Here is a 23,987-nt window from a genome sequence, read left to right as displayed (position 1 = left end):
GAGCAACCAGATGAACACACTTCCGCACGAAGCGATACGCGCCCGGGGACCGCTGGTCCTCGACTCCGCCGACCGCGACCTGGCCGAACTGGTGGCGCGCGGCGTCGTCTCGGCCGGCGACGGCTGGGTCAACTCGGGCACCTGGCTGGACGCGGCCGCGGCCGGTTACCACGAGCTGCCGGTGGCGCTGCGCCGTACGCTGGCCGACTTCCGCCGGCACTCCGGCGGTTCCGGGTCACTGCTGATCCGCGGCCTGCCGGTCGACGAGCGGGCCGTCCCCGACACCCCGTCGGTGAGCGGGTCCGTGCAGAAGGAAGGGACGGTGCCGGCCGCGTTGCTGACGCTCGTCGCGCACGGCTTGGGCGATCCGGCCGCGTACCTGGCGGAGAAGTCCGGTGCGTTGGTGCACGACGTCGTACCGGTGCCGGGCAGCGAGGCGTTCCAGGGCAACGAGGGCTCGGTGCTGCTGTCGTTCCACAACGAGAACGCGTTCCACCCGCACAAGCCGGACTACGTGTTGCTGCTGTGCCTGCGTGCCGACCACGAGCGGCAGGCGGGCCTGCGGGTCGCGTGTATCCGGACGGCTCTCGACAAGCTCAGCAAGGAGTGCGTGGAGACCCTGTTCCGGCCGGAGTACATCACCGCCCCGCCGCCGTCGTTCGGCGACGAGGGCGCGCTGACCGAGCCGCACAGCATTCTCAGCGGCGCCGGCGACGACCCGGACGTGCTGGTGGACTTCGCGGCCACCAAGCCGCTGACCGCGGACGGCGAGGCGGCGGTCCGGGAGCTCCAGACGGTGTTCGCCGCCACGGCCGACACGATCTACCTGGAGCCGGGCGACCTGGCCGTCGTCGACAACCGGGTCGCGGTGCACGGCCGGACCAGCTTCACCCCGCGGTACGACGGCCGCGACCGGTGGCTGCAGCGCACCTTCTCCCTGCGGGACCTCCGGGCCTCGCGTGACCTGCGCCCGCAGGACTCCCACGTCCTGGTCCGGTGACCTGGGCCGCGGCTCAGCCGTCCAGGCGGGTGAGCCGCGGCCACAGCACCGACCAGGGCTCGCGCAGGTCACAGATCCAGACGGGCTTGCCCCGCTCGCGGGTCGCCACGGTGGTTTCGATCGTGGCGGCTCGCGTCAGGCTCTCGCAGGCCTGCCGGGTCCAGTCCGGCACCTCGGCTCCGGTGCGCCGGTCGCCGTCGATGACCACCGCGATGTCGGCCGAGTCCGGGGGAGGACCCCAGAGGGCGTAGCCGTTGTGGCCGCTGTAGACCTGGGGCAGGCCGCGTGCCGGGCCGTAGAACTCGATCGCGGAGGCCTGACCGTAGTTGTCGGCGTACACGACCGCGCGAGAGCGCTCGTCCGGCGACAGTTGGTTCAGGGCGCGCGCGGCCGCGTCCGCTACCTCCGGCCAGCCCAGCTGCGAGCGGGCCTGGTCGATGCCCATCGCGCTGCCGGCCGCAACCGCCGCGCGCTCCGGCAGCAGAGGCAGGCCGAGCGGGGCCGCGATGAGCGCGGACAGGCCGAGCGCGCCGTACACGGTCAGCGAGCGGCGCCGGGTACGGATCCAGCGGTCGACCGCGATACCGGCGCCGGCGAAGACCGCGGGGTAGGCGCCGGACAGGTAGGTGGCCTTTCCGCCGGTTGCCATCAGCAACAGCGCGAAGACGACGTACGTCAAAGCGAAGACGCGGAACGGGCCGCGCCACAGCCAGACCAGGCCAACCACGCACAGCGGCAGCAGCAGCGGCCCGATGACGATCTGGTAAGGCAGCATGCCGGCTGCGCCGCCCAAGGACCCCTTCGCCCGCAGGGCCGACGCCATACCCAGCTGCGGCCAGCCGTGCTGCGCCTGCCAGACCAGGTACGGCGACCACAACGCGACTGCCACGACACCGGCGCCAAAGAACCAGCGGCTGTGCAGCAACCGACGCCGGCCCGCCAGGACCAGGGCAACGACTGCAGCGAACGCCCAGAGCGCCAGCATCACCTTGTTGAGCAGACCGACGCCCAGCACGACCCCGATGACCAGCCAGAGTCGCTGGTTGCCAGTACGGATCAGCCGCGTCAGCAACCACGTCAGCGCCGCGGTGAAACACAGGTCGGTGGTGCTCGTCCCCAGAACGTGTCCGGTGATCAGCACCAGGCTAGAGCAAGAGATCGCGGCAGCAGCCAGCAACTCCGCACGCCGCGACCCGCCCATCTCCCGGACCGACAACGCGGTGAACGCCACAGTGAGGACTGTGCACACCGTTGCCGGGATCCGCAGCGCCCACACCTGCCCGGGCGCGACAGCGTCGGCCAGCCGGGCCAGCAACGGCGTCAACGGGGGCTGGTCCGGGTAGCCCCAGGCGGGGTGACGCCCGGAGATCACGAAGTACATCTCGTCGTGGTAGTAGCCGTACCGGCCGCTCACGGCCGTGAGGGCTACGGCCAGTACGCCGAGCAGGATCAGCAGCGGGCGGTTTCGCGGAGTGTCGCGGCGTACCGGCGTGGACTGCCGGACCGCTTCCGAGACGGCCATCAGACGGTCGGGAGGTTCTGCGCCGCGGCGAGCAGTCGCGCCTCGCCGTTGTGCGGGCCGATCAGCTGCAGCGACGCGGGTATCGCAGCAGACTTCAGCGGTACAGGTACGGCGAGTGCGGGATGGCCGGTCAGGTTGAGCGGCGCCGTGAGAGCGGGAAAGTCGAAGCGGTCTTCGGTGCCGAGCCGCGGCGGTTGCGACACCAGCGTGGGCAGTGCGAGTAGGCCGTACCGGGAGAGCAACCCGTCGAGCGTCGCACGGAACTGCCGCCCCAGCTCCCGCGCGCCCGCCACCATCTCCTCGTCCAGGTACTTGCCGCGGATGATCCAGTCCCGCACGCGGTCGCTCATCCGGCCGCCGTCCAGCAGGTGCTGATGCGCGAGGTGTCCCTCGGCCGTGATGACCAGGCCGGCGGCCACCGACGTACGCAGCCAGCCGTCCAGCGGTACGTCGACCACGTCGTACGGCGACTGCGCCAGCGCCTCGTCCAGGGCAGCGTCGACGACCGGATCCACCGACATGTCCGGCAACCGCAGCCGCCCGATCGGACCGTCGTACCGCTCGGGGGTGAAGTCCGGTAGCAGCAGGTCGAGGCCGTCGGCCAAGCCGGTCGCAGTGCGCGCGAGGATCCCGACGACGTCCATCGACGGTGCGTACGGGTAGACGCCTTCGGTCGGAAGCAGCCCGTTCGTCGTCTTCAGGCCGGCCACCCCGCAGCAGGCGGCCGGGATGCGGCTGGAGCCGCCGGTGTCCGTCGCGATCGCCAGGTCCGCCTGGTCCGTCGCGATCACCACACCCGAACCGCTCGACGACCCGCCGGGTACGACGCCGCGGTCGAGCGGGTTGCGCGCCGTACCGGTCCACGGGTTCACGCCGTCCGGCGGCCGGCACAGCTCGGTCAGATTGGTCTTGCCAACGATCTCGCCGCCGGCCGCCCGGACGCGCGCGACCACCGGCGCGTCCGCGGCCGCCGGGCCGGCGTCGTCGCCCACCGCGGGACAGCCCGCGGTGGTCGGGACGCCGGCCACGTCGATCGCGTCCTTGACGGCCACCCGGAGGCCGGTTCCGGACAGGGGAAGGCGGTGCAGCCAGGTGGTCATCAGGCTCCGTTCGTCAGGCGGCGGGAGACCAGAGCCGATGGCCCTGGTGGATCCGCTCCAGGGCGGCGCCGCGTTCCTGCGGCGCCTCCTGGGTGAACGCTCGGCCGAGCGCGTACGCCCGGACCAGCGGATGGATCGTGTGCAGGTCGAGCCGGCCGACGCCACGACCGGTCGGCTCGGCCAGGTGCAGCACGGACAGCTCGTCCAGCAGCTCCTGCGTGGCGTCCAGCGGCGCATCGAGCAGCACCGCCGCATGCCACACCGAGAAGGGATCGTGCAGTCCCATCGACAGCAGCCGCAGAGCACGCTGCTGGTGCGCGGTCAGCTTCCGGTACGCCGCCTCGATGCGCGCCTCCACATCGAGGTCACCGATCCGCAGCTGCCCGAACGGATCGGCCGCGAGCCGCGCGGCGAGCCGTGTGACCGGCAGCTCCGGGTGCGCGGCCAACCGTGACCCCAGTACCCGCAGCGCCAGCGGCAGCCTGCCTGTTGCTTCCAGCAACCGTGCGGTCAGCAGCGGATCGGCCGACGTAGCCAGCAGTGTCCGAGCCGCCGCAGGCGCCAGCGGCCCGAGCCGGACGCGCACTGCACCCTCCAGTGCGAGCAGGCGGTTCTGTGACGTGATCAGTACGCCCGCAAGGCCACCTGGCAGCAGCATGCGGAGCTGCAGCTCGTCAGCGGCATCGTCCAGTACGACGAGGATGCGCCGGGCGCCTGCTAGCTGGCGGAACAGCCGTGCCCGTTCCGCCGGGTCAGTGGGTTGCTCGTGGTCCGGCACCTGCAGCGACCGCAGCAGACTGGCGAGTACCGCTGCGGGTTCGCGTGGGGTGTCGGTGCTCCCGGCAAGGTTCACGTACAGCTGGCCGTCCGGATAGGCCTCCCGGACCGCATGCGCTGCCTGCAGCGCCAGCGCGGTCTTCCCGGTACCGGTAAGCCCGACTACGGCAGCGGTCGCCGCAGGTGCTCGCAGTACGGCGGTCAGTCGCTCCAGCGGCCGCTGCCGTCCTACGAAGTCCGGTACCGCGGGCGGAAGCTCAGCCGGCGCATCGGCGGCTGGGCGGACCCCACTGTCCGCTGCGGCCGGAGCGGCGAGTGCCGGGTCCTGTTCGAGTACAGCCTGCCGGAGCGCCTTGAGCTCGTCGCCCGGGTCGATCCCGAGCTCCTCGGCCAGGTGCCGGCGGCAGGCGTCGTACGTCGCCAACGCCTCGGCCTGCCGCCCGCACCGGTAGAGCGCGAGCATCGACAGGCCGCGGACGTTCTCGCGCAGCGGGTGCCGGCTGACCATCGCGGTCAGTTCGGACACCACCTGCTGGTGATTGCCCAGGGCAAGTTCCGCGGTCATGAGTGCCTCGCCGACCGTCAGCCGCAGCTCCTCCAGCCGCGGCTGCTCGATGTCGGTGAGGTACTCCGTGGCGCCGACCAGGGCATGGCCCCGCCACAGCTCTTCCGCCGCCCGCAGCGCTTGCGCCGCGTCGGCGTACCGGCTCTCCGCCAGCGCGGCCTGACCGGCGGCGGCCAGTTGTTCGAACTCGTCGACGTCCACCCAGGCCTCGGGTGCGTGGAGCAGGTAGCCGCCGCGCCGGCGGACCAGCTCGACCTGGGGGCCGAGCTGGTTCCGCAGGCGGGACACATAGGTCTGGATCTGTGCGTTCGACGTGCTCGGCAGGTCGTGCTGCCAGAGCAGGTCGGAGACGACCGCGTCCGAGACCACCCGGTCCCGGGACAGCAGCAGGATCGCCAGGACGGTCTGGATCTTCGATCCGCCGATGGCCAGGTGCTGTCCGTTGCGGGTGACCTCGATCGGGCCGAGCAGCTGGAAACGGATCATCGTCGCCGGACCGGTCACTCCCAGCAGGCCACGCAGGCGGAGCCGGGGTCGTCGCCGGCGACGACCACCGCCGCCGGACCGGTGGGCGGTGCCTCCTGCGACGCCGCGCCCTGGGCGGTCTGCGCGACGGGCAGTGTGGCGAGCAGGATCGTCGTTGCGGCGAGCGCGGCATTGACGACAGCTTTCATGGTGTTTCTCCCCCTGATCGAAATGGTGTCGCAGTACCCAGAGCCTCGCCTGCCGGAGGCCCGGCGGCCAACCGTTTCGGGCTGTCCCGAAACTGCCCCGGCAGCTACCTGACGCGGGCCCGCGGCCGATCGCGACGATCGGCGACCGGCACCTCACGGTGGGTCCGGACCGGACCGCCCGGCACCTCCGGACGGCCAGGGGGCTAGGCTTCGGGGCGTGATTGTCGAATTGTCCGGGCACTCGTTGCTGGTGTTCGTCGGGATTCCGGTGCTGGTCATCGCGGTGGTGACGCTGCTGGTCTTCGCCTCCTCGATCGCGCACGGCCCGCGGTACCGTCCAGGACTGTCCTGGTGGGCCCCGCCGGTCTGGATCAACGGCCCGACGGCGAGCAAGCCCGACCCCGCCAACCTGCCCGAGCTTCCTGAGCTGACCTCGTCGAGCCAGGCACCGGGTGCCACCGCGACCGCCGGCGCCGGCGTCGCCCGCACGACCGGAGGCGCAAGTGCCAGCTGGTGACGCTTTCACCCCCGACCAGCTCCACGACATCGAGCGGGCCGTCCGGAACGCCGAGGAGGTCTCCGGCCTGCACTTCTCGGTGTACGTCGGCGGTGCCGACTCGGAGACCCGGCCGTTCGCGCTCGAGCTGCTGAACGAGCTCGACGACCCGGACAACACCGTCCTGGTGTACGTCGACCCGGCCGGCCGCCGGCTCGAGATCGTCACCGGCTCGCAGGCCAGGCGCCAGCTGTCGGACGCGTCCGCCGGCCTGGCCGCGCTGACGATGCAGACGTCCTTCGCGACCGGCGACCTCACCGGCGGACTCGTCACCGGCGTACAGCAGCTGGGGACGCACGCACACCAGCCGCCGCTGCTGCACGCGCACACCGAGCCACACAAGCTCTGACAGGGCACTGAGGGTGGCCGCGCTGCAACCACGTCGCATCGACCTGGGCGACGTCGTACTGCGTCCGTTCGTCGCATCCGACGAGGCCGCGGTGGCGCTGGCCCTGCAGGACCCGGGCATCCTGCGCTGGACCGCGGGGACGGCCGTCATCAGCACACCTGCGGACAAGCGCGCCCGCAGGTGGCTGGAGCCGCGCATCGACGGCTGGGCGCGCGGCAACGCCGTCTTCGCGATCGCGGACCGAACCTCCGACGAGGTGCTCGGCAGCGTCACGCTCCGGGATGTGCACCGCGTGCCCGATCAGGCCGTGGCGGCGTACTGGGTGGGTCCGAAGGCGCGCGGCCGCCGGCTGGGGGCGCGGGCGCTCGACGCGGCGGCGCGCTGGGGTTTCGCGTCCGACGGCCTCGGGCTGCACCGCATCTCGCTCGACCACTCACTGGTCAACGAGGGGTCCTGCCGGGTCGCCGTACGCGCCGGGTTCCGGCTCGAGGGCGTGATGCGCGACTACTACGTCGAGCCGACGGGGCTGCGGCACGACTCACATCTGCACGCGCGGCTGGCGACCGACGACGTACCTCAGCCGGCCGGTTCGTAGGTCGGGCAGGCGCTGGCGTACGCCGCCTGCGTGCGCGGATCCAGGCACAGGTTGAGCATCTGCTCCGAGGACGTGCCCGGTCCGAGGTAGACCACCCAGGTGCCGGTGACCGGCGTCAGTGAACTGTCGGTGAGGCCCGGGTACTGGCCGTCGACCAGCATGGCCTTCGTCGGGATGCCCGCCCTGGTGATCCTGGTCGCGGTGTCCTTGGCCGTCTGGCCCGCGTCCGCCGGGTACTTGTCCAGGACCGCGATCCACTCACCCTGCTTGAACTTCGGCGATGTCGGGCCGGTGTTCACCGGCGGCGGTGTCGTCGCCTTCGCCTTGGGGGTGGCCTTCGGGGCGGCTGCGGAGACCGGCGGCTTCCGGTCGGCCTTCGCGGTGCTCGCGGGTTGGCTCGTGGTCGGGTCGGCCGGTGCGGCGGCGCCGCTGTCGGTGCCGGAACCCATCCGCAGGCCGTCGGCGGCCGTGTCCGCGGTCGTGCCCCGGGTCAGGATGAACCCGAACACCGCGGCCATCGCGAGCCCGGCGACGACCGCTGCCCCGATCGTGCTGCGCGAACGCTGCGCCTTCCGCGGCCGCGCGGCGGGCGCACTGCGGCGGGCGGCGGACCTGTGCTGTTTCCGGGCGGCGCGGGCAGGCGGCTTCCGGTGGTCGACGCGTGTCACGGCAAGGGCCCCTCCCCAGACAACCCCTGGACGGATATATCCGGTGCAGCTTAAACCGAACCACCGGAGAAGTGAGCCTCTTTCAGGTGGCGAGAATCTCTTTCCTGGCAGGGGAATCGCGCACCGCACACGGATCCTCACGCACCGCTGACCAACAACCGTTTGACCTCACCGAGCGAGATCGGGTGGTTCTGGATCCGCTATGTCCGGACCAGGGCCTAGGTACCGGAGGGGATGCCGTCGAAGCGGGCCTTGGGCCGGGTGTCGAGCGCGTCGTCCAGCCAGGCGTCGACGTCGACGTCGGCCGAGAGGATGTGCCGCACGTACGACGCCCGCTCGTGGCTGAGCACCTCGAGCTCCCAGACGCTCGGCGCCGCGCCGATCGGAGCCGGGCGGAGGTCACTCACCTCGATCCCGCTGAAGATGCTCAGCCTGGACTGGAAGTCGCGGGCCCAGCTCTGCACCACCAGCGAGATGCCGTCGTCGGCAAGGTGAAGTACGACGACGCCGAGCCCGACGGCCCCCATCGCGTCGTCGAAGTCGAGCTGCCGGCCGGCGGTCCCGCGGGCGACGTCGACCATCAGGTCGTCCCACTGCCGTCCGCGCGCGGTGACGACGTACGGCTTCACGAGCCGGTTCGGGTACCGCCAGGGCATCAGCGGGGTGACAGGACGCGGTCGGTACGCCTCTGCAAGTCCGGTCAGCGCAACAGCTGCCGCACCAGCCAAGGCGGGATCAGAGGCGGGCACCACCCCAGTCCTACCGCACAACGAGGTTCAACGCGACAGGGCCGGTCTCGGGATGAGACCGGCCCTGCCACGAGGTGGAGCGTCGATCAGGCGACGGCGTCCGTCGCCTGGGCGGCGATCGCCCGGGTCAGGTCCGCCTGCGCCTCGGTGACGTACCGCAGCGTCGGGGCGTCGACCGACGACGACTCCGTGTCCAGCCAGCCGGTCAGCGCGTCCAGCGCGCCCTGGTCCGCCAGGTGGCGGGGGGAGAGATAGACGAGGACGTTTTCGCCCATGGAGGAGCCTAGCCGGGTGTAGACGTCCTTGGCGGCGTTGAGGTACTTCTCCACGTACGGGCGGAGGAGGTCCTCCTGGCCTGGTTGCTGGAAGCCGAGGATGGTGCGGAACTGTGTCTCGTTCGGGGTGTCCTCGGACTCGACCGCTACCCGCCAGGCCTCTTCCTTCGCCTCCGCGGTGGGCCGTGCGGCCCGGGCCTGGGCGGCCCGCTCCTGGCCGGTGATCGTGGTGTCGCGGGTCAGCTCGTCGTCGATCTCGTCGGCGCCGATCCGGCCGAGCCGGGACAGCGCCACGATCAGCGTCCAGCGCAGGTCGGTGTCGACGACCAGGCCGGCGGGCAGGTCGCGACCGTCCAGCCATCCGGTCAGCCGGTCCGCGCCGGCGTCGGAGAACACCGCCGAGCTGTACGCCCGCACGAACGCCAGTTGGTGGTCACTCCCGGCCTCGGCGTCCGCGACCAGTCCGGCCAGCGCCTCCTCGAACTGCGCGCGCAGGGCGGGCCGGTTCTGCGGAGCGGCGTACTGGTTGATCGCCGTGCTCGCCTGGTTCAGCAGCGACCGTACGCCGGTCAGGTCGGTCTCCGCGCGGATCCCACGCAGCACGATGCCGACGTACTGGCTGGCCGGCATCTCCGCGTCCCGGGTCATGTCCCACGCCGAACCCCAGGCCAGTGCCCTCGGCAACGACTCGGTGAGCTGGTCGATCGACTCGACCAGCGTCGCCCGGGACCGCTCGTCGAGCCGGATCTTCGCGTAGGTGAGGTCGTCGTCGTTCAGCAGCACCAGGTCCGGCTGCGCCGCGCCGGTCAGCTCGGGAAGCTCGGTGCGCGGCCCGTCGATGTCCACCTCGAACCGCTCGGTCCGCACCAGGCCCTCGTCGGTACGGCGGTACAGGCCGACCGCGAGCCGGTGCGGCCGCAGGACCGGGAACTTCTCGGCCGCGGTCTGCTCGATCGCGAAGGAGGTGAAGGCGCCGGTGGCGTCGACGGCGAAGTCCGCGCGCAGCGTGTTCACGCCCGCGGTCCGCAGCCACCGCTCGGTCCAGTCGTCGAGGTCCCGCCCGGACGCCTTCTCCAGCGGCTTCAGCAGGTCGGCCAGCTCGGTGTTGCCGAACGCGTGGTCGTGGAAGTACTCCTTCAGCGCGGTGACGAAGGTCTCCTCACCGACGAACGCCACCAGCTGCCGCAGCGTCGACGCGCCCTTGGCGTAGGTGATGCCGTCGAAGTTCACCTCGACCGCGTGGAAGTCGATCATGTCGGCCGCGATCGGGTGCGTCGACGGCAGCTGGTCCTGCCGGTACGCCCAGTTCTTGCGGGCGTTGCAGAACGTCGTCCACGCGTCGGAGTACTTCTCCGTCGCGACCACCTGCGCCCAGTGGCTGGCCCACTCGGCGAACGACTCGTTGAGCCACAGGTCGTCCCACCAGGTCATCGTCACCAGGTCGCCGAACCACATGTGCGCCAGTTCGTGCAGGACCGTGTTGGCGCGCGCCTCCATTTCGGCGTGCGTCGTACGGCTGCGGAACAGGTACTCGTCCCGGAGCGTCACACAGCCCGCGTTCTCCATCGCGCCCATGTTGTACTCCGGCACGAACGCCTGGTCGTACTTGTGGAACGGGTACGGCGTACCGAAGGCCTCCTCGAACAGCGCGAAGCCCTGCTTGGTGACCTCGAACAGGTCGTCGACGTCCAGCGCGTCCTTCAGCGACGGCCGGCACAGCAGCGACAGCGGGTACGTGCCGTGCGGGCCCTCGTACGCGTCCGTGACCACGTGGTACGGACCCGCGACCACCGCGGTGATGTAGGTCGAGATCCGCTCGGTCGGCGGGAACTCCCAGCGCGCCAGCTCCTCGCCGTTCTCGCCGGTGTACGGCGTCGGCTCCGGGGTCGGGGCGTTCGAGATCACGACCCAGCGGGCCGGTGCGGAGACGGTGAAGGTGAACGGGGCCTTGAGGTCCGGCTGCTCGAACGTGGCGAACACCCGGCGGGCGTCCGGCACCTCGAACTGGGTGTAGAGGTAGGTCTCCTTGTCGGCCGGGTCGACCGAACGGTGCAGCCCTTCACCGGTCCGCGAGTACAGGCAGTCCGCCACCACGACGAGCTCGTTGCGCTCGGCCAGCCCGTCGAGCTGGATGCGCGCGCCGTCGTACACCACGTCCGGGTCGAGGTCCTTGCCGTTCAGCGTCACCGAACGGACCTTGTCGGCGATCAGGTCGGCGAAGGTGCTCGCGCCGGCTTCGGCGCTGAACGTGAGGGTGGTCACCGACGGGTACGTCGGGGCGCCGGTCGGTGCGTTGGCCAGGTCGAGCTCGATCGCGTAACTCACGTCACGGACCACGCCCGCCCGGGAACGCGCCTCGTCGCGCGTCAGGTTGGTTCCAGGCATGTCGGCATCCTATGCACCTGGCTGACGGGTTGGCCGAGGGTTTCCCCCCGTCCTCGGGTATTGGATACCAAGACGGTATCTCCGCCGGAGAGCCAATCCTTCAACTTTGTATGATGGTGAATATGACTGCCTCCGCAGATTTCTGGTTCGACCCGGCCTGCCCCTGGGCCTGGATGACGTCCCGCTGGATGCTCGAGGTCGAGCAGGTCCGGAACGTGAAGACGACGTGGCACGTGATGAGCCTCGCCGTCCTGAACGACGGCCGCGACGAACTCCCCGACGACTACAAGAGTTTCCTGGCGAACGCGTGGGGCCCGGTCCGGGTCCTGATCGCGGCCGAGCAGGCGCACGGCAACGAGGTGCTGCTGCCGCTGTACACCGCGCTCGGCAAGCGGATCCACATCGACGGCCGCGGCATCGGCGACGGCAAGGGCGACGTCGTCAAGGAGGCGCTCGCCGAGGTCGGCCTCCCGGCGTCGCTGATCGAGGCCGCCGACACCGACCGGTACGACGACGCGCTCAAGAAGTCGCACCACGCCGGGATGGACCAGGTCGGCATGGAGGTCGGTACGCCGGTGATCGCGGTCGAGGGCACCGCGTTCTTCGGGCCGGTGGTGACGCCGGCGCCGAAGGGTGAGGCGGCCGGCAAGCTCTGGGACGGCGTCCGCCTGGTCGCCGGCACCGAGGGCTTCTTCGAGATCAAGCGCACCCGGGACCGCGGGCCGATCTTCGACTGACGGTTCAGGGGTTGTCAGCCGGGCGCCCCGGCGGTGAAAGTTGCTCACTCAAGCATTCGTCCAGTGGTGAGTAGGTTTCAGATGACCGTCGGCATCGCCGTGTTCGACCGGGAGACCGGGCAGTTCGTCCAGCAGCTGAACGCCGAGCAGCAGTTCCGCTCGGCGTCGGTGGTGAAGCTGCTGATCGCCCTCGACTTCCTGTGGACCCGCGGCCCGGAGTACGACGTACCGGCCGCGGACCGGGAGCGGCTCGAGGTGATGTTGCGCAGCAGCGACGACGACGCCGCGAGCTACTACTGGGAGCAACTCGGCGGTGCCGCGATCGTGGAGCGCATGGTCGGCAGGCTCGGTCTGACACATACGGCCGGGCCACCGGCCAGCCACCCGGGTTTCTGGGGCTACGTCGCGATCACGCCCGCCGACACCGTGCGGATCTACCGGTACCTGCTGGACGAGGCCCCGGCGCCGGTCCGGCGGTACGTGATGGACCTGCTGCGCCGGGCGACCCGGCACGGCACCGACGGGTTCGACCAGTACTTCGGGATCGCGTCGGCGTTCGAGGGGGACTTCAGCATCAAGCAGGGCTGGTCCGGGTTCCACGGGTCGAGCGGCTACAGCTCCGACCGGCAGAAGCCCGAGTCCGTGGTGGACCTCGTGAACGACGCGCTGCACACCACCGGGACCGTCGGGCCGGACGACCGGAGCATCGTCGCGGTGTTCACGCTGCACCCGAGCGGGACGCTGTACGAGCAGGCCTACGCGGAGGTGACGCGGCTGACCGCGGAGCTGACGGTGCCGGGCGGCGTACGGCGGCAGACGGCTGACAAGTAGATTGCGGGCCATGCGAGTGCATATCGGCTCTGACCATGCCGGCTTCGAACTGAAGAACCACCTGGTGCGGCACCTGACTGCCGCCGGACACGACGTCGTGGACCACGGCCCCGCCGTGTACGACGCCGTGGACGACTACCCGCCGTACTGCCTGCGCACGGGCCAGGCGGTGGTCGACGAGCCGGGCAGCCTGGGCATCGTGATCGGCGGCTCGGGCAACGGCGAGCAGATCGCCGCGAACAAGGTGAAGGGCGTCCGGGCGGTGCTGGCCTGGAGCACCGACACCGCACGGCTCGGCCGCGAGCACAACAACGCCAACGTGATCAGCGTCGGCGCCCGGATGCACACCGAGGAGGAGGCCACCGGGTTCGTCGAGACGTTCCTGGCGACCGACTACTCCGGCGAGGAGCGGCACACCCGGCGGATCGACATGCTGTCCGGCTACGAGTCGACCGGCGAGCTGCCGCCCTTGCCCTGATCGTCCTGCTCGTCGGTCTCGGTCTCCGGCAGCACCGGTCGCCGCACGACGGACTGCCGGGGCCGGGAGACGTCGCGAGCCCGCATGCTCCGGGCGGTGCCGACCACGGCCGGAGTGGGCGGAGCGGTTCGCTTCGCCGCACCGGAACCACCAGTTGTCCCCATAAGAGGAATCATGCCTGAAGGTCACACCCTGCACCGGCTGGCGAACGACGTCGGCGACGCGTTCGGCGGCCGCACGGTCCGGGCGTCGAGCCCGCAGGGCCGGTTCGCCGAGGGCGCCGCGCTGCTCGACGGTCACCTGCTGCGGCAGACCGAGGCCCACGGCAAGCACTTCCTCGCCGAGTTCGAGGGCGCCGGCTGGCTGCACATCCACCTCGGCCTCATCGGCAAGATGGACATCCGGCCGGTACCGGTCCCCGAGCCGGTCGGCCAGGTCCGGCTCCGGCTGCAGAACGCCACGTCGTACGCCGACCTGCGCGGCGCGACCGTCTGCGAGGTGATCACCGACGAGGAGCGCGAGAAGCTGCTCGGCCGCCTCGGCCCGGACCCGTTGCGCGACGACGCCGACCCGGAGCTGGCCTGGCGGCGGATCCACCGCAGCAAGCTGCCGATCGGGCAGCTGCTGATGAACCAGGACGTGCTCAGTGGAGTCGGCAACGTGTACCGCGCCGAGGTGCTGTTCCGGGCCAAGCTGAACCCGATGACGGCCGGCAACGTGGTGAAGAAGCGCGAGTGGCAGGGGATGTGGGACGACCTGCTCGAGCTGATGAAGTACGGCGTGGAGACCGGCCGCATCGACACCGTGGCCGACGACCACACGCCGGAGGCGATGGGCCGTGACCCGCGGCAGGACGATCATGGCGGTGAGGTGTACGTGTACCGGCGCCAGGGGCAACGGTGTCACGTCTGCCAGTCGGTGATCCGGACGAAGATCCTCGCGGGCCGTAACTTGTTCTGGTGCCCCAAATGCCAGCGAACCGGTCTCACTCGCAAGAGCTGACAGTCTTCGGTTGTGTCTCGAATTGATGCGCGGACCGGTCGGTACCGTTATCTTCTTCACACCATGAGGAAGAGTGGCGGTCTCGCGCTGGTACGACGCATCGGCCGCCGGGTCGAGGCGCTGGCGCGCCGTGCCCGCCGTTCGCATCGGGTGGCGTTCCTCGCGCTGGCGTTGATGTCGCTGGTGTTCGCGCTGTGCAGCCTGGCGCTGCCGCGGTTCCTGCCGGCGTCGCTGCTGTTCGTCCCGCTGCTGCTCGGCGGCCTGCTGCTCCGCTTCCGCCAGTTGGTCGCCCTGTCCGTGCTGACGTTGCTGTTCGGTGTGTACGTCGTCGTACTGCGGCCGCCGGTGCTGCCGCGGACGGGCTTCGTCCTGGTGCTCGCGCTCGTCGCCTGGATCGTGCTGACCAGTGCCAAGGTTCGCAGCCGGCTCGGTGTGCCGGGGACCCGCGGCGAGTCGATGCTGATGGAGCTGCGGGACACGTTGACCGCGCAGGGGGAGTTGCCGATGCTGCCGCCGGGCTGGCGGGTCGAGTCGGCGATCCAGTCCGCCGGTGGGTCGACGTTCTCCGGTGACTTCGTGGTGTCGACTGTGCACGACGACGTTCTCGAGGTCGCGCTGGTCGATGTCTCCGGCAAGGGTATCGATGCCGGGACACGGGCGCTGCTGCTGTCCGGTGCGTTCGGCGGCCTGCTGGGCGTCGTACCGGAGGAGGAGTTCCTGTCGTCGGCGAACCGGTACCTGCGGCGGCAGGACTGGGACGACGACTTCGCGACCGTGGTGCACGTCGTGCTCGACCTGCGGACCGGGGAGTTCGACGTACGCACGGCCGGGCATCCGCCGGCGATCCTGTTCGACGCCTGGTCGGGCCGGTGGCAGACGCGGGACGCGGACGGCCCGCTGCTCGGGCTGGTCGAGTCGCCGGAGTTCGAGGTGAACCACGGGCAGCTGAAGCAGGGCGACGCGCTGTTCCTGTACAGCGACGGCATGGTGGAGACGCCACGCCGCGACATCGGCCGCGGCACCGACCGGCTGGCGGGCCATGCGGAACGGCTGGTGGCGCAGGGGTTCAAGGGCGCCGCGCAGGAGCTGGTCGCGGCCGCGGGCGGGCCGGGCGACGACTCCGCGATCGTCATCATCCACCGCCAGGCACACGGCTGAGGCGGTTCGGTTACGCCGGTCGGGGATTGTCCGCACGATGGCGTAGCCTCCTGCGTCGTGACGATGGATGTGCCGGAGGCGTTGCGCGACGTGTTCCCGCCGTACCAGTGGCAGCTGGAGAAGCTCCGGGAGCTGAACCTCAAGGTCGAGCCGGTCGAGATCGCGGACCTGGTCTGGATGTTCGACCTGCCGCTGTGGCAGCTCGAGGGAGAGCGGTTCAAGGTCACGCCGCACCAGGTCGCGGAGACGCCGATGAACTTCCGCGCGCACTACCAGCGGGTGATGGACGCGGACCTGGACTTCCCGATCAACCTGGTCGCGTACCGCGGCCGGCTGGTCGTGCTGGACGGCCTGCACCGGGTGCTGAAGGCGCACTTCCTGCGCCGCCGCTGGATCCCGGGCGCGATCGCCACCGCCACCCAGCTCCGGTCCTGCGCGGTCTGACTCGCGTCGGCTGTTATTGATGACGCGTCACCGTTAGCATTGGTGACATGACATCGAACTACGACGACGAGTACGTGCCGAGCACCACCGGGTGGGTCCGCGAGCAGGTCGAGAAGGTGACCGAGGCCGGCACCACCGACGCGGTGGACGTCCTGGGGATGAAGGTCGTGCTGCTGACCATGCGCGGCGCGAAGTCCGGCAAGATCCGGAAGGTCCCGGTCATGCGGGTCGAGCAGGACGGTGTGTACGCCGCGGTCGCGTCGCTCGGCGGCGCCCCGAAGAACCCGGTCTGGTACTACAACCTGAAGGCCGACCCGAAGGTCACCCTGCAGGACGGCGAGACCACGAAGGAGTACGTCGCCCGCGAGATCGACGGCGCGGAGTACGACGAGTGGTGGCAGCGTTCGGTGGCCGCGTATCCGCCGTACGCCGAGTACCAGACCAAGACCACCCGGAAGATCCCGGTGTTCCTGCTCGACCCGGTCAAGTAAGGGCAATGATCTCGCCCGGCACGACGGTCGGTGACCGGCGTGGGTCCAGGCTTGTGAGACGCTGGCGACGGCCCGGGTTGACCTTGACCCGGCCCGGCGCGGCTGCGTCGCTCGAGTTCCGGGAGTTGTCCTGACCACACACGACGCGGTGCGGGAACCGTTCGTCGGGTCGACGCGGCTGCGTCTGGCCGGACTTGCACTGCATGCCTATACCGCGAGCGGAACGGTGCTCGCGCTGCTGATCGTGATCGCCGCGATCGACGGGGACGCCGTCCGGGCGCTCTGGCTCGGGCTCGCGGCTCTGGTGATCGACGGCACCGACGGGATGCTCGCCCGCCGGCTGCGGGTGAAGGAGACCATCCCGTGGTTCGACGGCGCGATGCTCGACAACATCGTCGACTACCTGACGTACGCGTTCGCGCCGATCGTGCTGCTCTGGACCGGCGGGTACCTGCCGTCCGGGACCTGGGGCGCGGTGCTCGGGGCGCTGCCGTTGCTTGCCTCCAGCTACCAGTTCTGCCGGGTCGACGCGAAGACCGAGGACCACTTCTTCCTGGGTTTCCCGAGCTACTGGAACGTGGTCGCGTTCTACGTCGTGGTGCTGGGCCTGAGCCCGGTCACCACCGGGATCATCCTGGTCGTCTGCTCGGTGCTCGTCTTCATCCCGGTGAAGTACGTGTACCCCTCGCGGACCAAGGCGTTCCGCTCGCTGAACCTGGTGACCACGGCGGTCTGGCTGGCGTCGTACGCCGTCCTGCTCGCCCAGATGCCTGACCCGAACGCGATCGTGGTCGTCATCTCGCTGTCCTACCTCGTGTACTACGGCGCTCTCAGCCTCTACCTCACATGGCGCCGGAGGGCTGTCGCCTAGTGGTCCTGGGGCTGAGCGCGGCGCTGGCTGCCGCGGTGTTGTTCGGTTTCGCGGCGATCCTGCAGGCCGTCGGTTCGCGGAAGGTGCCGACCGAGTCGGAGCTGGATCCGCGGCGGCTCTTCCGGTTCGTGGTGGCGTTGCTGAAGCAGCCCGCGTTCCTCGCCGCGCTGGTGCTGAACCTGGCCGGCTTCGCGCTGCACTTCGTCGCGCTCCGGCTGCTGCCGCTGTACCTCGCGCAGGCGGGGATCGCGGTGAGCCTGGTCGTGACCGCGTTGCTGGCGACCCGGTGGATGTCGGACCGGTTGAGCGTGCTCGAGTGGTCCGCGGTGATCGCGGTGTGCGTCGGCCTCGGCCTGCTCGCCGTGGCCGCCGGCGACGCCGGTGAGAGCGCCCAGCATCAGGGCCTCACGGTCGGCGTCATCGCGGGCCTCGTCGTGATCGCCGTACTGGGTGCTGTCGCGAGCCGGTCTCAGCACGGTGTCTCCACCGCGCTGCTCGGTCTGCTGGCCGGCCTCGGGTACGCCGGGGTGGCGATCTCGGCGCGCCTGCTGCAGGACGGGTCGCTGAGCGAGCTGTTGGGCAGCCCGACGGCGTACACGCTGCCGATCAGCGGGGCGCTCGCGTTCGTGCTGTACTCGCTCGCCCTGCAGCGCGGTTCGGTCACCCTCGCGACCACTCCGATGATCGCGCTGCAGACCATCGCGCCCGCGGCCGCCGGCGTGTTCGTCCTCGACGACGCCGTCCGCGCGGGCTGGTGGCCGGCCGCGATCATCGGCTTCCTGCTCTCCGCCGCCGGCTCCGTCGTCCTGGTTCGCTTCGAGTCGGTCAAACCCGACTAGCGGGTCGGCCACTTCCAGGGCGGCTCGTCCAGTGGGCCCTGATCGGTGATCTGGGTGGCGCCCTGCTCCTTGCGGAGTTCGATGGTCTGCAGGTCGGGGGAGAGGGCTTCGAGCGCGCTGATGAACGGGCGGGAGTGCGAAACGGCGATCACCTGGCTCTCCTTCGCGGCGGTGACGACCAGGTTGGCCAGTGCCGGCAGGAGGTCTGGATGCAGGCTGGTCTCGGGCTCGTTGAGGACGAGGAGCTCTGGTGGTCGTGGCGTGAGCAGCGCGGCGACCCACAGCAGGTACCGCAGGGTGCCGTCGGACAGCTCCGCACCGGACAGTGGCCGGAGCAGGCCGTGCTGGTGGAACGCGATCTCGAAGCGCCCCGCTGTGTTGACGACTTCGATGCTGCTGCCCGGGAACGCCAGGTCGATCGCATCGTCCAGGACCCCGCGCGGGCCGAGCTCACGGATCGTCTGCAGCGCGGCCGCCAGGTCCGAGCCGTCCGGCGCGAGTACTGCGGTCCGCGTACCGACCTGCACCTGCCGGGCCGGAGCTGTCGCGTCGGTACGGAAATGGTCGTAGAACCGCCACCCGCGCAACCGCTCCCGCACGAGCAACAGCTCCGGCGCGCGCTCCGGATCCGCGAACTCGCTGAGCATGCTGTCGAACGTCTGAAGCTGGTGCCCCGCACGCTGCCACTCACCGCTCGCCGCCCGGATCCGCACCTCGCGGTGGCTCCGCTCGACCAGCGCCGCGGCCGGCCGCAGGAACGGCCCCGACCACAGCGCCTCCCGCTTGATCTCCGGGTCCAGATCGAAGTGGGAGCGCTGGGCGACCGGCAACCCGAGATCCATCAGGTAGCCGTAGTCGTCGCTCGCGAACCCCATCCGCAACGTCACCGGTCCGGTCCGCACGGTGCCCTGCGTCGGGCGATCTTTCCGGACGTGCTCCGGTCCGGCCCACAGTGTCGACTGCAGTCCGCCTTCACGGGCGAGTGCCGCGACAGCACCGTTGCGCGACGCATCGGCCAGCATCCGCAGCGCGCGGTACAGGCTCGACTTCCCGGTGCCGTTGGCGCCGGTCACCACGGTCAGCGCGCGCAACGGCATGACGATGCGCCGCAGGGACCGGTAGTTCTCCACCGCCAGCGTCGTCAGCATGATGGCCACCGTACCGGCGCCCGCCGACAGCTCAGGATTCCGTGCGGGCGCGGTGCCAGAGGACGCCGAGCTCGTGCAGCATCGCCGCGGCCGCCGCGCCGTACATCTTGCTGTGGTCGCCCATCGTCGAGAACCGCGGACGGCGTACGTCGACCGCGGGCAGGCGACGGGCGAGTTCTTGCTCGATGGCGTCGAGCAGCCGGGTCCCGGCCCGGCGGACGGGGCCGTCGATCACCACGTCGGGGATGTCGAGAATCGCCGCCTGGACGCAGATCAGCGCGCCGAGGCTGCGGCCGGCGTACTCGACCCGGTCGGCGAGCTCCCGCAGTCGCGGATCGGACGGCTCCACGTCGGGCGAGGCGATCGCGTCCAGGTCCTCGACCGCGGCGCCGGCGAGGATCGCGGGCAGGTTCGCCACGGTCTCCAGGCAGCCGGTGCGGCCGCACTCGCAGCGCCGGTCGCTCACGCCGACGTCGATGTGGCCGACCTCGCCGGCCCGCTGCCGCTCGCCGAGGTGCACGCGGCCGTCGAGGATGATCGCGGATCCGATGCCGCCGGCGATGTGCAGCACGATGACGCTGCCGCCGGCTTGACTCTGGTGCGACAGCTCGGCCATCGCGACGGCGGTCGCGTCGTTGACCAGGACGACGTCGTACCCGAGGGCTGCCTGCAACGGTCCCGCGAGGTCGACGTCGTGCCAGCGGAACTGGATGGATTCGACGATGCCCTGCTCCGGCGACAGCATCGCGGGCACGGCGACGCCGGCGGCGAGGACGGTCCGCCCGTCCTCGGCCGCCAGGCCGCGCAGTACGTCGCCGAGCACACCGATCACGTCGTCGGCGCCGGGATCCGGTGGCAGGTCCGCCCGGGTGGTCGTTCCGATCACCCCGTCGAGGCCTACCACCCCCGCGACCACCTCGGTCGGCCGTAGGTCCGCCATCAGCAGGCACTGCCGTTCGGTGTCGACGCGGAGCGGCTTGGCGGGCTTGCCGCGGCCGCTCGGCGTCCCGGCCTCCTCGACGAGCAGGTGCTGTGCCAGCAGGGACTCGACGATCTCGGACACCACCGCCCGCGCCAGGCCGGTCGAGCGCGAGACGTCCGCGCGGGACAGACCGTCGCCGATCAGCACGGTCTGCAGGACCAGTCTGGTGTTGCGCTCGCGGAGAACGCCTGGCGTCACCTTCTCGGTGATCCGGATCGCCTTCGTCATCCCTGCCTTCAGCTCACGCCGTACACCGCCAGCTCCTGGAGGTGCAGCGTGAACGCGTTCGACGTGTTCCCGAACCCGGTGACCCGGACGTACCGGTAGGCGCCGGTCACGTCGTACCGCTCACCGACATCGGTCTGCGCCTTGTGGGTGGCCTTCTCGGCCAGCCGGGTCCACGTCTGCCCGTCCACGCTTCCGTCGACACGATAGAGGTAGGACCGGCCGTCGGCGTAGTACGGCGTGATACGGACGCTCGACAACGCCTGGACGGCACCGAGGTCCACCTGCACCCACGACGGCTTGCCGGCGCACTCCTGCGGCGAGCAGAACCAGCCGGTGCTCAGGTCGCCGTCGACCGCGTTGGCCGCTACCCGCGTCCCTTCCACGCTGCTGGCGGTCGCGGGCTTGCCCTGGCTCAGCGAGACCGGCGGCGGTGCCGCACACGTGACTGTGGGTACGCCGAACGACACCGCGTCGAAGAACCGGTTGGCGTCGGACTGGTGCACCTGCAACCGCAGCTGCCGTACGCCGGTGACATCCGCCTCGAGCCGTACCGCCTTCGAGGCCGTGCCGTTGATCCCGCTGCGCAGTACGCCGGAATCGGCCAGCAGCCGGCCGTCACCGAAGAGCCGGACCACCGCGTCGCCGTCGGGTGTGTGGTTCATCGCGTCGTCGATGCCGACCACGGTGCTGAAGCGCGAGCAGCCGCCGCTGAGCTCGAACCGGACGTCGGCGTTCGAGTTGGTGCCGAGACCCTTGCTGTAGGCAACACCGTCGAGCAGGATCGGTGCGCCGTTTCCGGAGGGCGTCGCCGGCGTGACGGTGTCCCGGGCGACCGGTTGCAGCCCGTCGTGGTTGCGGGCGGACGAGAACTGCAGGTCGCTCAGCTGGTACCGCCCGGCCGCGGCCACCGGCAGTACTGCGGTCGCCTTGAGCTGCTCAGAGCGCCCGGACTGGTCGAATCGCGTGGTCACTTCGAGGGACGCCAGCTCGACCGGCGGCGTTCCGTCGGCACGGCGGACGGTCCAGGAAGGTGAGGCGGTACCGCCTGGCCCGATCTCGCCCGGTGCGGTGCCTACGGGTTCGACCGTGACCCCTGCGGGTGCGGAGACCTCGAACGAGAGGCCGGTCAGTGCGGCGAAGTAGTTCGTGTTGGTGACGGTAGCGGTGACCCGTGCGGTTCCGGACGCGTCCACCGTCCCGGTGGGACGCAGTACCAGGGTCGGGTCGTAGTCGTCGTTGCGCAGCCGCTCCAGCAGCTTCACGGCCTCCGCGTAGGTGTCGCCGGTCGGCTCGGTGCGGTAGGCGGTGCGGTCGGACGACCAGCGCTCCGCTACGTCGTACCAGTCGATCGCCGGTGCTGCGGTGCCTGTGGTGAGGGCGGTGCGCAGGCCGTCGAAGTACTGCTTCCAGCGCGGGCCGTAGTACCCGTTCAGCAGGCCGGACCACTCGCGGTACGCGTAGTCCTGCAGGTCCGTCGTACGCAGGCCCCACGAGGTCACCTGCTTGCGGGCGTCGTACTCGAGCTGCGCGGCCTCGGTGTCGCTGTCCGCCCAGCTACGGGCCTTCTGCAGCCACCGTCCGATCAGGTACTCCTCGTTGGTGGCAACGAGGTCGTCGACGCCGGCGATGTAGCCGAGCCACGTCTCGGTCAGCTGCGAGAAGCGCTCGACGTCCTCGGCCTGGTACGCCGACCTGATCTGTGGCAGCAACGTACGGGACCTGTCCGCGGCCGACTGACGAGCCACCTCCAGCAGGTCGTTTCGGTACGCCGGACTGTTCCGCAGCGACTCGTCGACGCCGAGCAGTGCCGGAAGCGCACCGGCGTACGCCGCGGGGTCGTAGGCGAACGCAGCCTGCGCCCAGCTGTGCGGCCGCTGCACCGTCAGGCTCGGGATCGCGGCGAACAGGCCGCCGTGACCTGAGGAGCGGCCGCCGTTCGGGGGAATCGAGTACGCGGTCGAGGCCAGGATCTGCCAGGCCTGCCGCGCTTTCGGGTCGGTGCCGCCGTAGCGTGCGTCCGCGTAGTCGGCGAACCACTGGTCCAGGTCCACCGGGCCGTCGTGCCACGGCAGCTCGGCGAGGAACTCCATCGCCACCGCGTTGTTGTAACTGGCCTCGGGCATGATCGCGATGCCGTTCAGCGCCGAGTCCGGCTTCGCCAGCGAGGCCCAGAAGCGCTCGTTCCAGGCGCGGATCGGGGCGCCCATGGTGGAGTTGCCGCCGAAGTTCCAGATCGACCCGAACGCGTACGGCGTACCCTTCCAGTCCGCCTCGCGGTCCGGGCTCAGCGCGCGGTCGGACAGGCCGTCGACGACGAGCATCCGGCTTCGGTCGATGGCCGCGACGGTCTCCGGGCGCGGGTTGTTCTGCCAGCCCAGGATCGCCCAGATCGCGCCGGGATGCGCTGTGTCCAAGGCGTCCTGGACGGCGACCGAAGCCTGCGCGACGGAGATGCTGCCCGGCCTGCCGCCTTCGTGCAGCAGGTCCATCTTGAACATCGTCGACTTGCCCAGCAGCCGCTCCTGGGTCGCGTAGAAGGTCGCCGCGACCTGGCCGAAGAGCGGATCGGTCGGCGCCAGCCAGTCCGGCCGGTCCAGCCCGACCCAGGTGCCTTGCGGGACTGTGGTCGCGCCTGGGTTCTTCACTTCGAAGTCGCGCGGCACCGTGCCGAAGTAGCCCGGCAGGACCGGCGTGATGCCCAGCGAGCGCATCCGGTCCGCGATCCGCCGGCCCAGCTCGGCGCGCTCCCGGATCACAGCCTCACTCACCGGCGCGGTGAAGTTGGACATGTTCTGCAGCAGCCACCACGGCTGGTACCCGGGGCTCGGGATCCACCCGCGCAGCTCGTCCGCGGCGTAGCCGAACGCCTGCAGCGTCTCGTAGTACACCGCCTCGGTGCCGACCGGCATGAAGATCTCGTTGACGCCGTGCAGCGCCTGGACGTCGATCAGCCGTTCCCAGTCCTCGAACGTCCGGTACGGACCGGAGTACCCGTCCTCGGTGTCGTTGCCGGCGAAGCGGTGCTCGACGACCGACGACTTCTCGATCGGTGCCGCCGGCGCCGGCAGCACGCGGGGGAGGTCCAGTTGGTCGCCGGTCCAGGACACGTCCGCCTTCACGACGTGCTTGAGGTACCAGTTGAAGCCCATCAGCAGGGCCGACGTGCTGCTGCCCTCGACCACCGGCCGCGCGCCGCGGCGGGTGATCCGGAACGTGTCGCGGCCCTCGGACGCCGGGATCGTCGCGAGCGTGATCTGGCTTCCGTGCGGCGCGCCGACCAGGCGCTGGATGGCCTCCCGGGCCGGACCGGTGTCGAACAGCGGGCGCGCGGCCGGGGCCGGCTCCGGGGAGTTCGCGAGTGCGGGAGCGGCGCTCAGGAGCAGCGCCGCGCTGGTCAGTGCGGCTGTCGCGGTGAGCCACCGCCGGAGCCGGGTTCGTGGGTTCATCAGCCTGCCCTCCGATTTTGATCGCGGCCCAAACTAAATTGGTGCCGTCGGGCGGTCAAGGGTTCGGAAGCGTTCTTCCTGAACTCGTTGTGGGCAGAAATGAACAGCGGGCGCGTG

General features: G+C 70.6%; 24 protein-coding genes. 13 read left to right on the top strand and 11 right to left on the bottom strand.

The genetic code is table 11. The features are described 5' to 3' along the window. The first annotated feature begins 10 nt into the window (after nucleotides 1–10). Entirely contained in the window at nucleotides 11–1,000 is a 990-nt protein-coding gene (locus tag ABN611_RS00740; RefSeq protein WP_350277763.1) for a TauD/TfdA family dioxygenase, read from the top strand. A 13-nt stretch (nucleotides 1,001–1,013) separates the two neighbouring features. Here the strand turns inward: ABN611_RS00740 and ABN611_RS00735 are convergent, their stop codons facing one another. Genes ABN611_RS00735 through ABN611_RS00720 form a run of 4 tightly spaced genes read right to left on the bottom strand, consistent with a single transcriptional unit; the run spans nucleotide 1,014 to nucleotide 5,638 of the window. Continuing rightward, entirely contained in the window at nucleotides 1,014–2,522 is a 1,509-nt protein-coding gene (locus ABN611_RS00735; protein ID WP_350277762.1) for a glycosyltransferase family 39 protein, read from the bottom strand. Next, on the bottom strand, nucleotides 2,522–3,622 hold the full coding sequence (locus tag ABN611_RS00730) for an amidase (RefSeq protein WP_350277761.1): 1,101 nt from the start codon (nucleotides 3,620–3,622) through the stop codon (nucleotides 2,522–2,524). Before ABN611_RS00730 ends, ABN611_RS00735 begins: the two co-directional genes overlap by 1 nt. A 13-nt stretch (nucleotides 3,623–3,635) precedes the next feature. Beyond that, on the bottom strand, nucleotides 3,636–5,450 hold the full coding sequence (locus ABN611_RS00725; RefSeq protein ID WP_350277760.1) for a BTAD domain-containing putative transcriptional regulator: 1,815 nt from the start codon (nucleotides 5,448–5,450) through the stop codon (nucleotides 3,636–3,638). A 14-nt stretch (nucleotides 5,451–5,464) separates the two neighbouring features. Then, the gene (locus ABN611_RS00720; protein WP_350277759.1) at nucleotides 5,465–5,638 is read right to left on the bottom strand and encodes a hypothetical protein; all 174 of its coding nucleotides are present in this window, start codon (nucleotides 5,636–5,638) and stop codon (nucleotides 5,465–5,467) included. 217 nt (nucleotides 5,639–5,855) lie between these two features. Here ABN611_RS00720 and ABN611_RS00715 point away from each other — a divergent pair, with 217 nt between their 5' ends. The 3 genes from ABN611_RS00715 to ABN611_RS00705 are packed head-to-tail and all read left to right on the top strand — an operon-like array spanning nucleotide 5,856 to nucleotide 7,138. Beyond that, nucleotides 5,856–6,155, top strand: a complete 300-nt coding sequence (locus ABN611_RS00715; RefSeq protein WP_350277758.1) for a hypothetical protein — start codon at nucleotides 5,856–5,858, stop codon at nucleotides 6,153–6,155. Beyond that, complete coding sequence (locus ABN611_RS00710; protein ID WP_350277757.1) at nucleotides 6,142–6,543, top strand: DUF5130 family protein; 402 nt, start codon at nucleotides 6,142–6,144, stop codon at nucleotides 6,541–6,543. Before ABN611_RS00715 ends, ABN611_RS00710 begins: the two co-directional genes overlap by 14 nt. Nucleotides 6,544–6,556: 13 nt before the next feature. Next, the gene (locus ABN611_RS00705; protein ID WP_350277756.1) at nucleotides 6,557–7,138 is read left to right on the top strand and encodes a GNAT family protein; all 582 of its coding nucleotides are present in this window, start codon (nucleotides 6,557–6,559) and stop codon (nucleotides 7,136–7,138) included. On the opposite strand, the gene ABN611_RS00700 is transcribed toward ABN611_RS00705, so the two are convergent. The 3 genes from ABN611_RS00700 to pepN form a co-directional block, all read right to left on the bottom strand. Further along, on the bottom strand, nucleotides 7,120–7,806 hold the full coding sequence (locus ABN611_RS00700) for a hypothetical protein (protein ID WP_350277755.1): 687 nt from the start codon (nucleotides 7,804–7,806) through the stop codon (nucleotides 7,120–7,122). The genes ABN611_RS00705 and ABN611_RS00700 overlap by 19 nt on opposite strands. A 218-nt stretch (nucleotides 7,807–8,024) precedes the next feature. Then, entirely contained in the window at nucleotides 8,025–8,555 is a 531-nt protein-coding gene (locus tag ABN611_RS00695; RefSeq protein ID WP_350277754.1) for a hypothetical protein, read from the bottom strand. 86 nt (nucleotides 8,556–8,641) lie between these two features. After that, nucleotides 8,642–11,215 carry an aminopeptidase N gene (gene pepN / locus ABN611_RS00690; protein ID WP_350277753.1) on the bottom strand — a complete coding sequence of 858 codons (2,574 nt, stop codon included), beginning with the start codon at nucleotides 11,213–11,215 and terminating at the stop codon, nucleotides 8,642–8,644. Between the two features lie 122 nt (nucleotides 11,216–11,337). Between pepN and ABN611_RS00685 the strand changes: the two genes are divergently transcribed. The 3 genes from ABN611_RS00685 (at nucleotide 11,338) to ABN611_RS00675 (ending at nucleotide 13,261) form a co-directional block, all read left to right on the top strand. Beyond that, entirely contained in the window at nucleotides 11,338–11,952 is a 615-nt protein-coding gene (locus ABN611_RS00685; protein WP_350277752.1) for a DsbA family protein, read from the top strand. An 81-nt stretch (nucleotides 11,953–12,033) separates the two neighbouring features. Further along, nucleotides 12,034–12,783 (top strand): hypothetical protein, encoded by a 750-nt coding sequence (locus ABN611_RS00680; protein WP_350277751.1) that lies wholly within the window; start codon nucleotides 12,034–12,036, stop codon nucleotides 12,781–12,783. Between the two features lie 10 nt (nucleotides 12,784–12,793). Next, nucleotides 12,794–13,261 carry a ribose-5-phosphate isomerase gene (locus ABN611_RS00675; protein ID WP_350277750.1) on the top strand — a complete coding sequence of 156 codons (468 nt, stop codon included), beginning with the start codon at nucleotides 12,794–12,796 and terminating at the stop codon, nucleotides 13,259–13,261. Here ABN611_RS00675 and ABN611_RS00670 read toward each other — a convergent pair. Beyond that, complete coding sequence (locus ABN611_RS00670; RefSeq protein WP_350277749.1) at nucleotides 13,225–13,425, bottom strand: hypothetical protein; 201 nt, start codon at nucleotides 13,423–13,425, stop codon at nucleotides 13,225–13,227. The genes ABN611_RS00675 and ABN611_RS00670 overlap by 37 nt on opposite strands. Before the next feature lie 10 nt (nucleotides 13,426–13,435). Here ABN611_RS00670 and ABN611_RS00665 point away from each other — a divergent pair, with 10 nt between their 5' ends. The 6 genes from ABN611_RS00665 to ABN611_RS00640 all read left to right on the top strand — a co-directional run bounded on the left by ABN611_RS00665 (nucleotide 13,436) and on the right by ABN611_RS00640 (nucleotide 18,066). After that, nucleotides 13,436–14,263, top strand: coding sequence for a DNA-formamidopyrimidine glycosylase family protein (locus ABN611_RS00665; RefSeq protein ID WP_350277748.1), 828 nt, complete (start codon nucleotides 13,436–13,438; stop codon nucleotides 14,261–14,263). A gap of 63 nt (nucleotides 14,264–14,326) precedes the next feature. Further along, the gene (locus tag ABN611_RS00660; RefSeq protein WP_350277747.1) at nucleotides 14,327–15,421 is read left to right on the top strand and encodes a PP2C family protein-serine/threonine phosphatase; all 1,095 of its coding nucleotides are present in this window, start codon (nucleotides 14,327–14,329) and stop codon (nucleotides 15,419–15,421) included. A gap of 63 nt (nucleotides 15,422–15,484) precedes the next feature. Then, nucleotides 15,485–15,865, top strand: a complete 381-nt coding sequence (locus ABN611_RS00655; protein ID WP_350281755.1) for a hypothetical protein — start codon at nucleotides 15,485–15,487, stop codon at nucleotides 15,863–15,865. A 47-nt stretch (nucleotides 15,866–15,912) separates the two neighbouring features. Beyond that, nucleotides 15,913–16,356, top strand: coding sequence for a nitroreductase family deazaflavin-dependent oxidoreductase (locus ABN611_RS00650; RefSeq protein ID WP_350277746.1), 444 nt, complete (start codon nucleotides 15,913–15,915; stop codon nucleotides 16,354–16,356). A gap of 148 nt (nucleotides 16,357–16,504) precedes the next feature. Then, entirely contained in the window at nucleotides 16,505–17,227 is a 723-nt protein-coding gene (locus tag ABN611_RS00645; RefSeq protein WP_350277745.1) for a CDP-alcohol phosphatidyltransferase family protein, read from the top strand. Further along, entirely contained in the window at nucleotides 17,227–18,066 is an 840-nt protein-coding gene (locus tag ABN611_RS00640) for a hypothetical protein (protein ID WP_350277744.1), read from the top strand. Before ABN611_RS00645 ends, ABN611_RS00640 begins: the two co-directional genes overlap by 1 nt. On the opposite strand, the gene ABN611_RS00635 is transcribed toward ABN611_RS00640, so the two are convergent. Genes ABN611_RS00635 through ABN611_RS00625 form a run of 3 tightly spaced genes read right to left on the bottom strand, consistent with a single transcriptional unit; the run spans nucleotide 18,063 to nucleotide 23,870 of the window. Next, nucleotides 18,063–19,214: an AAA family ATPase gene (locus ABN611_RS00635; RefSeq protein WP_350277743.1), complete on the bottom strand. Its 1,152-nt coding sequence runs from the start codon at nucleotides 19,212–19,214 to the stop codon at nucleotides 18,063–18,065. The genes ABN611_RS00640 and ABN611_RS00635 overlap by 4 nt on opposite strands. A gap of 31 nt (nucleotides 19,215–19,245) precedes the next feature. After that, a complete protein-coding gene (locus ABN611_RS00630; protein WP_350277742.1) occupies nucleotides 19,246–20,424 on the bottom strand; it encodes an ROK family protein in 1,179 nt (392 codons plus the stop codon). A gap of 8 nt (nucleotides 20,425–20,432) precedes the next feature. Beyond that, on the bottom strand, nucleotides 20,433–23,870 hold the full coding sequence (locus ABN611_RS00625) for an alpha-N-acetylglucosaminidase TIM-barrel domain-containing protein (RefSeq protein ID WP_350277741.1): 3,438 nt from the start codon (nucleotides 23,868–23,870) through the stop codon (nucleotides 20,433–20,435). Nucleotides 23,871–23,987: the final 117 nt, after the last annotated feature.

Origin of the sequence: Kribbella sp. HUAS MG21 (assembly GCF_040254265.1) — a bacterium.
GTDB lineage: Bacteria > Actinomycetota > Actinomycetes > Propionibacteriales > Kribbellaceae > Kribbella.
This window is presented reverse-complemented; position numbering and strand designations above follow the sequence as displayed.

Bases quoted from the DNA above. Each gene is read 5' to 3' on its own strand.
- ABN611_RS00740 (WP_350277763.1), top strand. From the start codon at position 11: ATGAACACACTTCCGCACGAAGCGATACGCGCCCGGGGACCGCTGGTC.
- ABN611_RS00735 (WP_350277762.1), bottom strand. From the start codon at position 2,522: ATGGCCGTCTCGGAAGCGGTCCGGCAGTCCACGCCGGTACGCCGCGAC.
- ABN611_RS00730 (WP_350277761.1), bottom strand. From the start codon at position 3,622: ATGACCACCTGGCTGCACCGCCTTCCCCTGTCCGGAACCGGCCTCCGG.
- ABN611_RS00725 (WP_350277760.1), bottom strand. From the start codon at position 5,450: ATGATCCGTTTCCAGCTGCTCGGCCCGATCGAGGTCACCCGCAACGGA.
- ABN611_RS00720 (WP_350277759.1), bottom strand. From the start codon at position 5,638: ATGAAAGCTGTCGTCAATGCCGCGCTCGCCGCAACGACGATCCTGCTC.
- pepN (WP_350277753.1), bottom strand. From the start codon at position 11,215: ATGCCTGGAACCAACCTGACGCGCGACGAGGCGCGTTCCCGGGCGGGC.
- ABN611_RS00685 (WP_350277752.1), top strand. From the start codon at position 11,338: ATGACTGCCTCCGCAGATTTCTGGTTCGACCCGGCCTGCCCCTGGGCC.
- ABN611_RS00680 (WP_350277751.1), top strand. From the start codon at position 12,034: ATGACCGTCGGCATCGCCGTGTTCGACCGGGAGACCGGGCAGTTCGTC.
- ABN611_RS00675 (WP_350277750.1), top strand. From the start codon at position 12,794: ATGCGAGTGCATATCGGCTCTGACCATGCCGGCTTCGAACTGAAGAAC.
- ABN611_RS00670 (WP_350277749.1), bottom strand. From the start codon at position 13,425: ATGGGGACAACTGGTGGTTCCGGTGCGGCGAAGCGAACCGCTCCGCCC.
- ABN611_RS00665 (WP_350277748.1), top strand. From the start codon at position 13,436: ATGCCTGAAGGTCACACCCTGCACCGGCTGGCGAACGACGTCGGCGAC.
- ABN611_RS00660 (WP_350277747.1), top strand. From the start codon at position 14,327: ATGAGGAAGAGTGGCGGTCTCGCGCTGGTACGACGCATCGGCCGCCGG.
- ABN611_RS00655 (WP_350281755.1), top strand. From the start codon at position 15,485: ATGGATGTGCCGGAGGCGTTGCGCGACGTGTTCCCGCCGTACCAGTGG.
- ABN611_RS00650 (WP_350277746.1), top strand. From the start codon at position 15,913: ATGACATCGAACTACGACGACGAGTACGTGCCGAGCACCACCGGGTGG.
- ABN611_RS00635 (WP_350277743.1), bottom strand. From the start codon at position 19,214: ATGCTGACGACGCTGGCGGTGGAGAACTACCGGTCCCTGCGGCGCATC.
- ABN611_RS00630 (WP_350277742.1), bottom strand. From the start codon at position 20,424: ATGACGAAGGCGATCCGGATCACCGAGAAGGTGACGCCAGGCGTTCTC.
- ABN611_RS00625 (WP_350277741.1), bottom strand. From the start codon at position 23,870: ATGAACCCACGAACCCGGCTCCGGCGGTGGCTCACCGCGACAGCCGCA.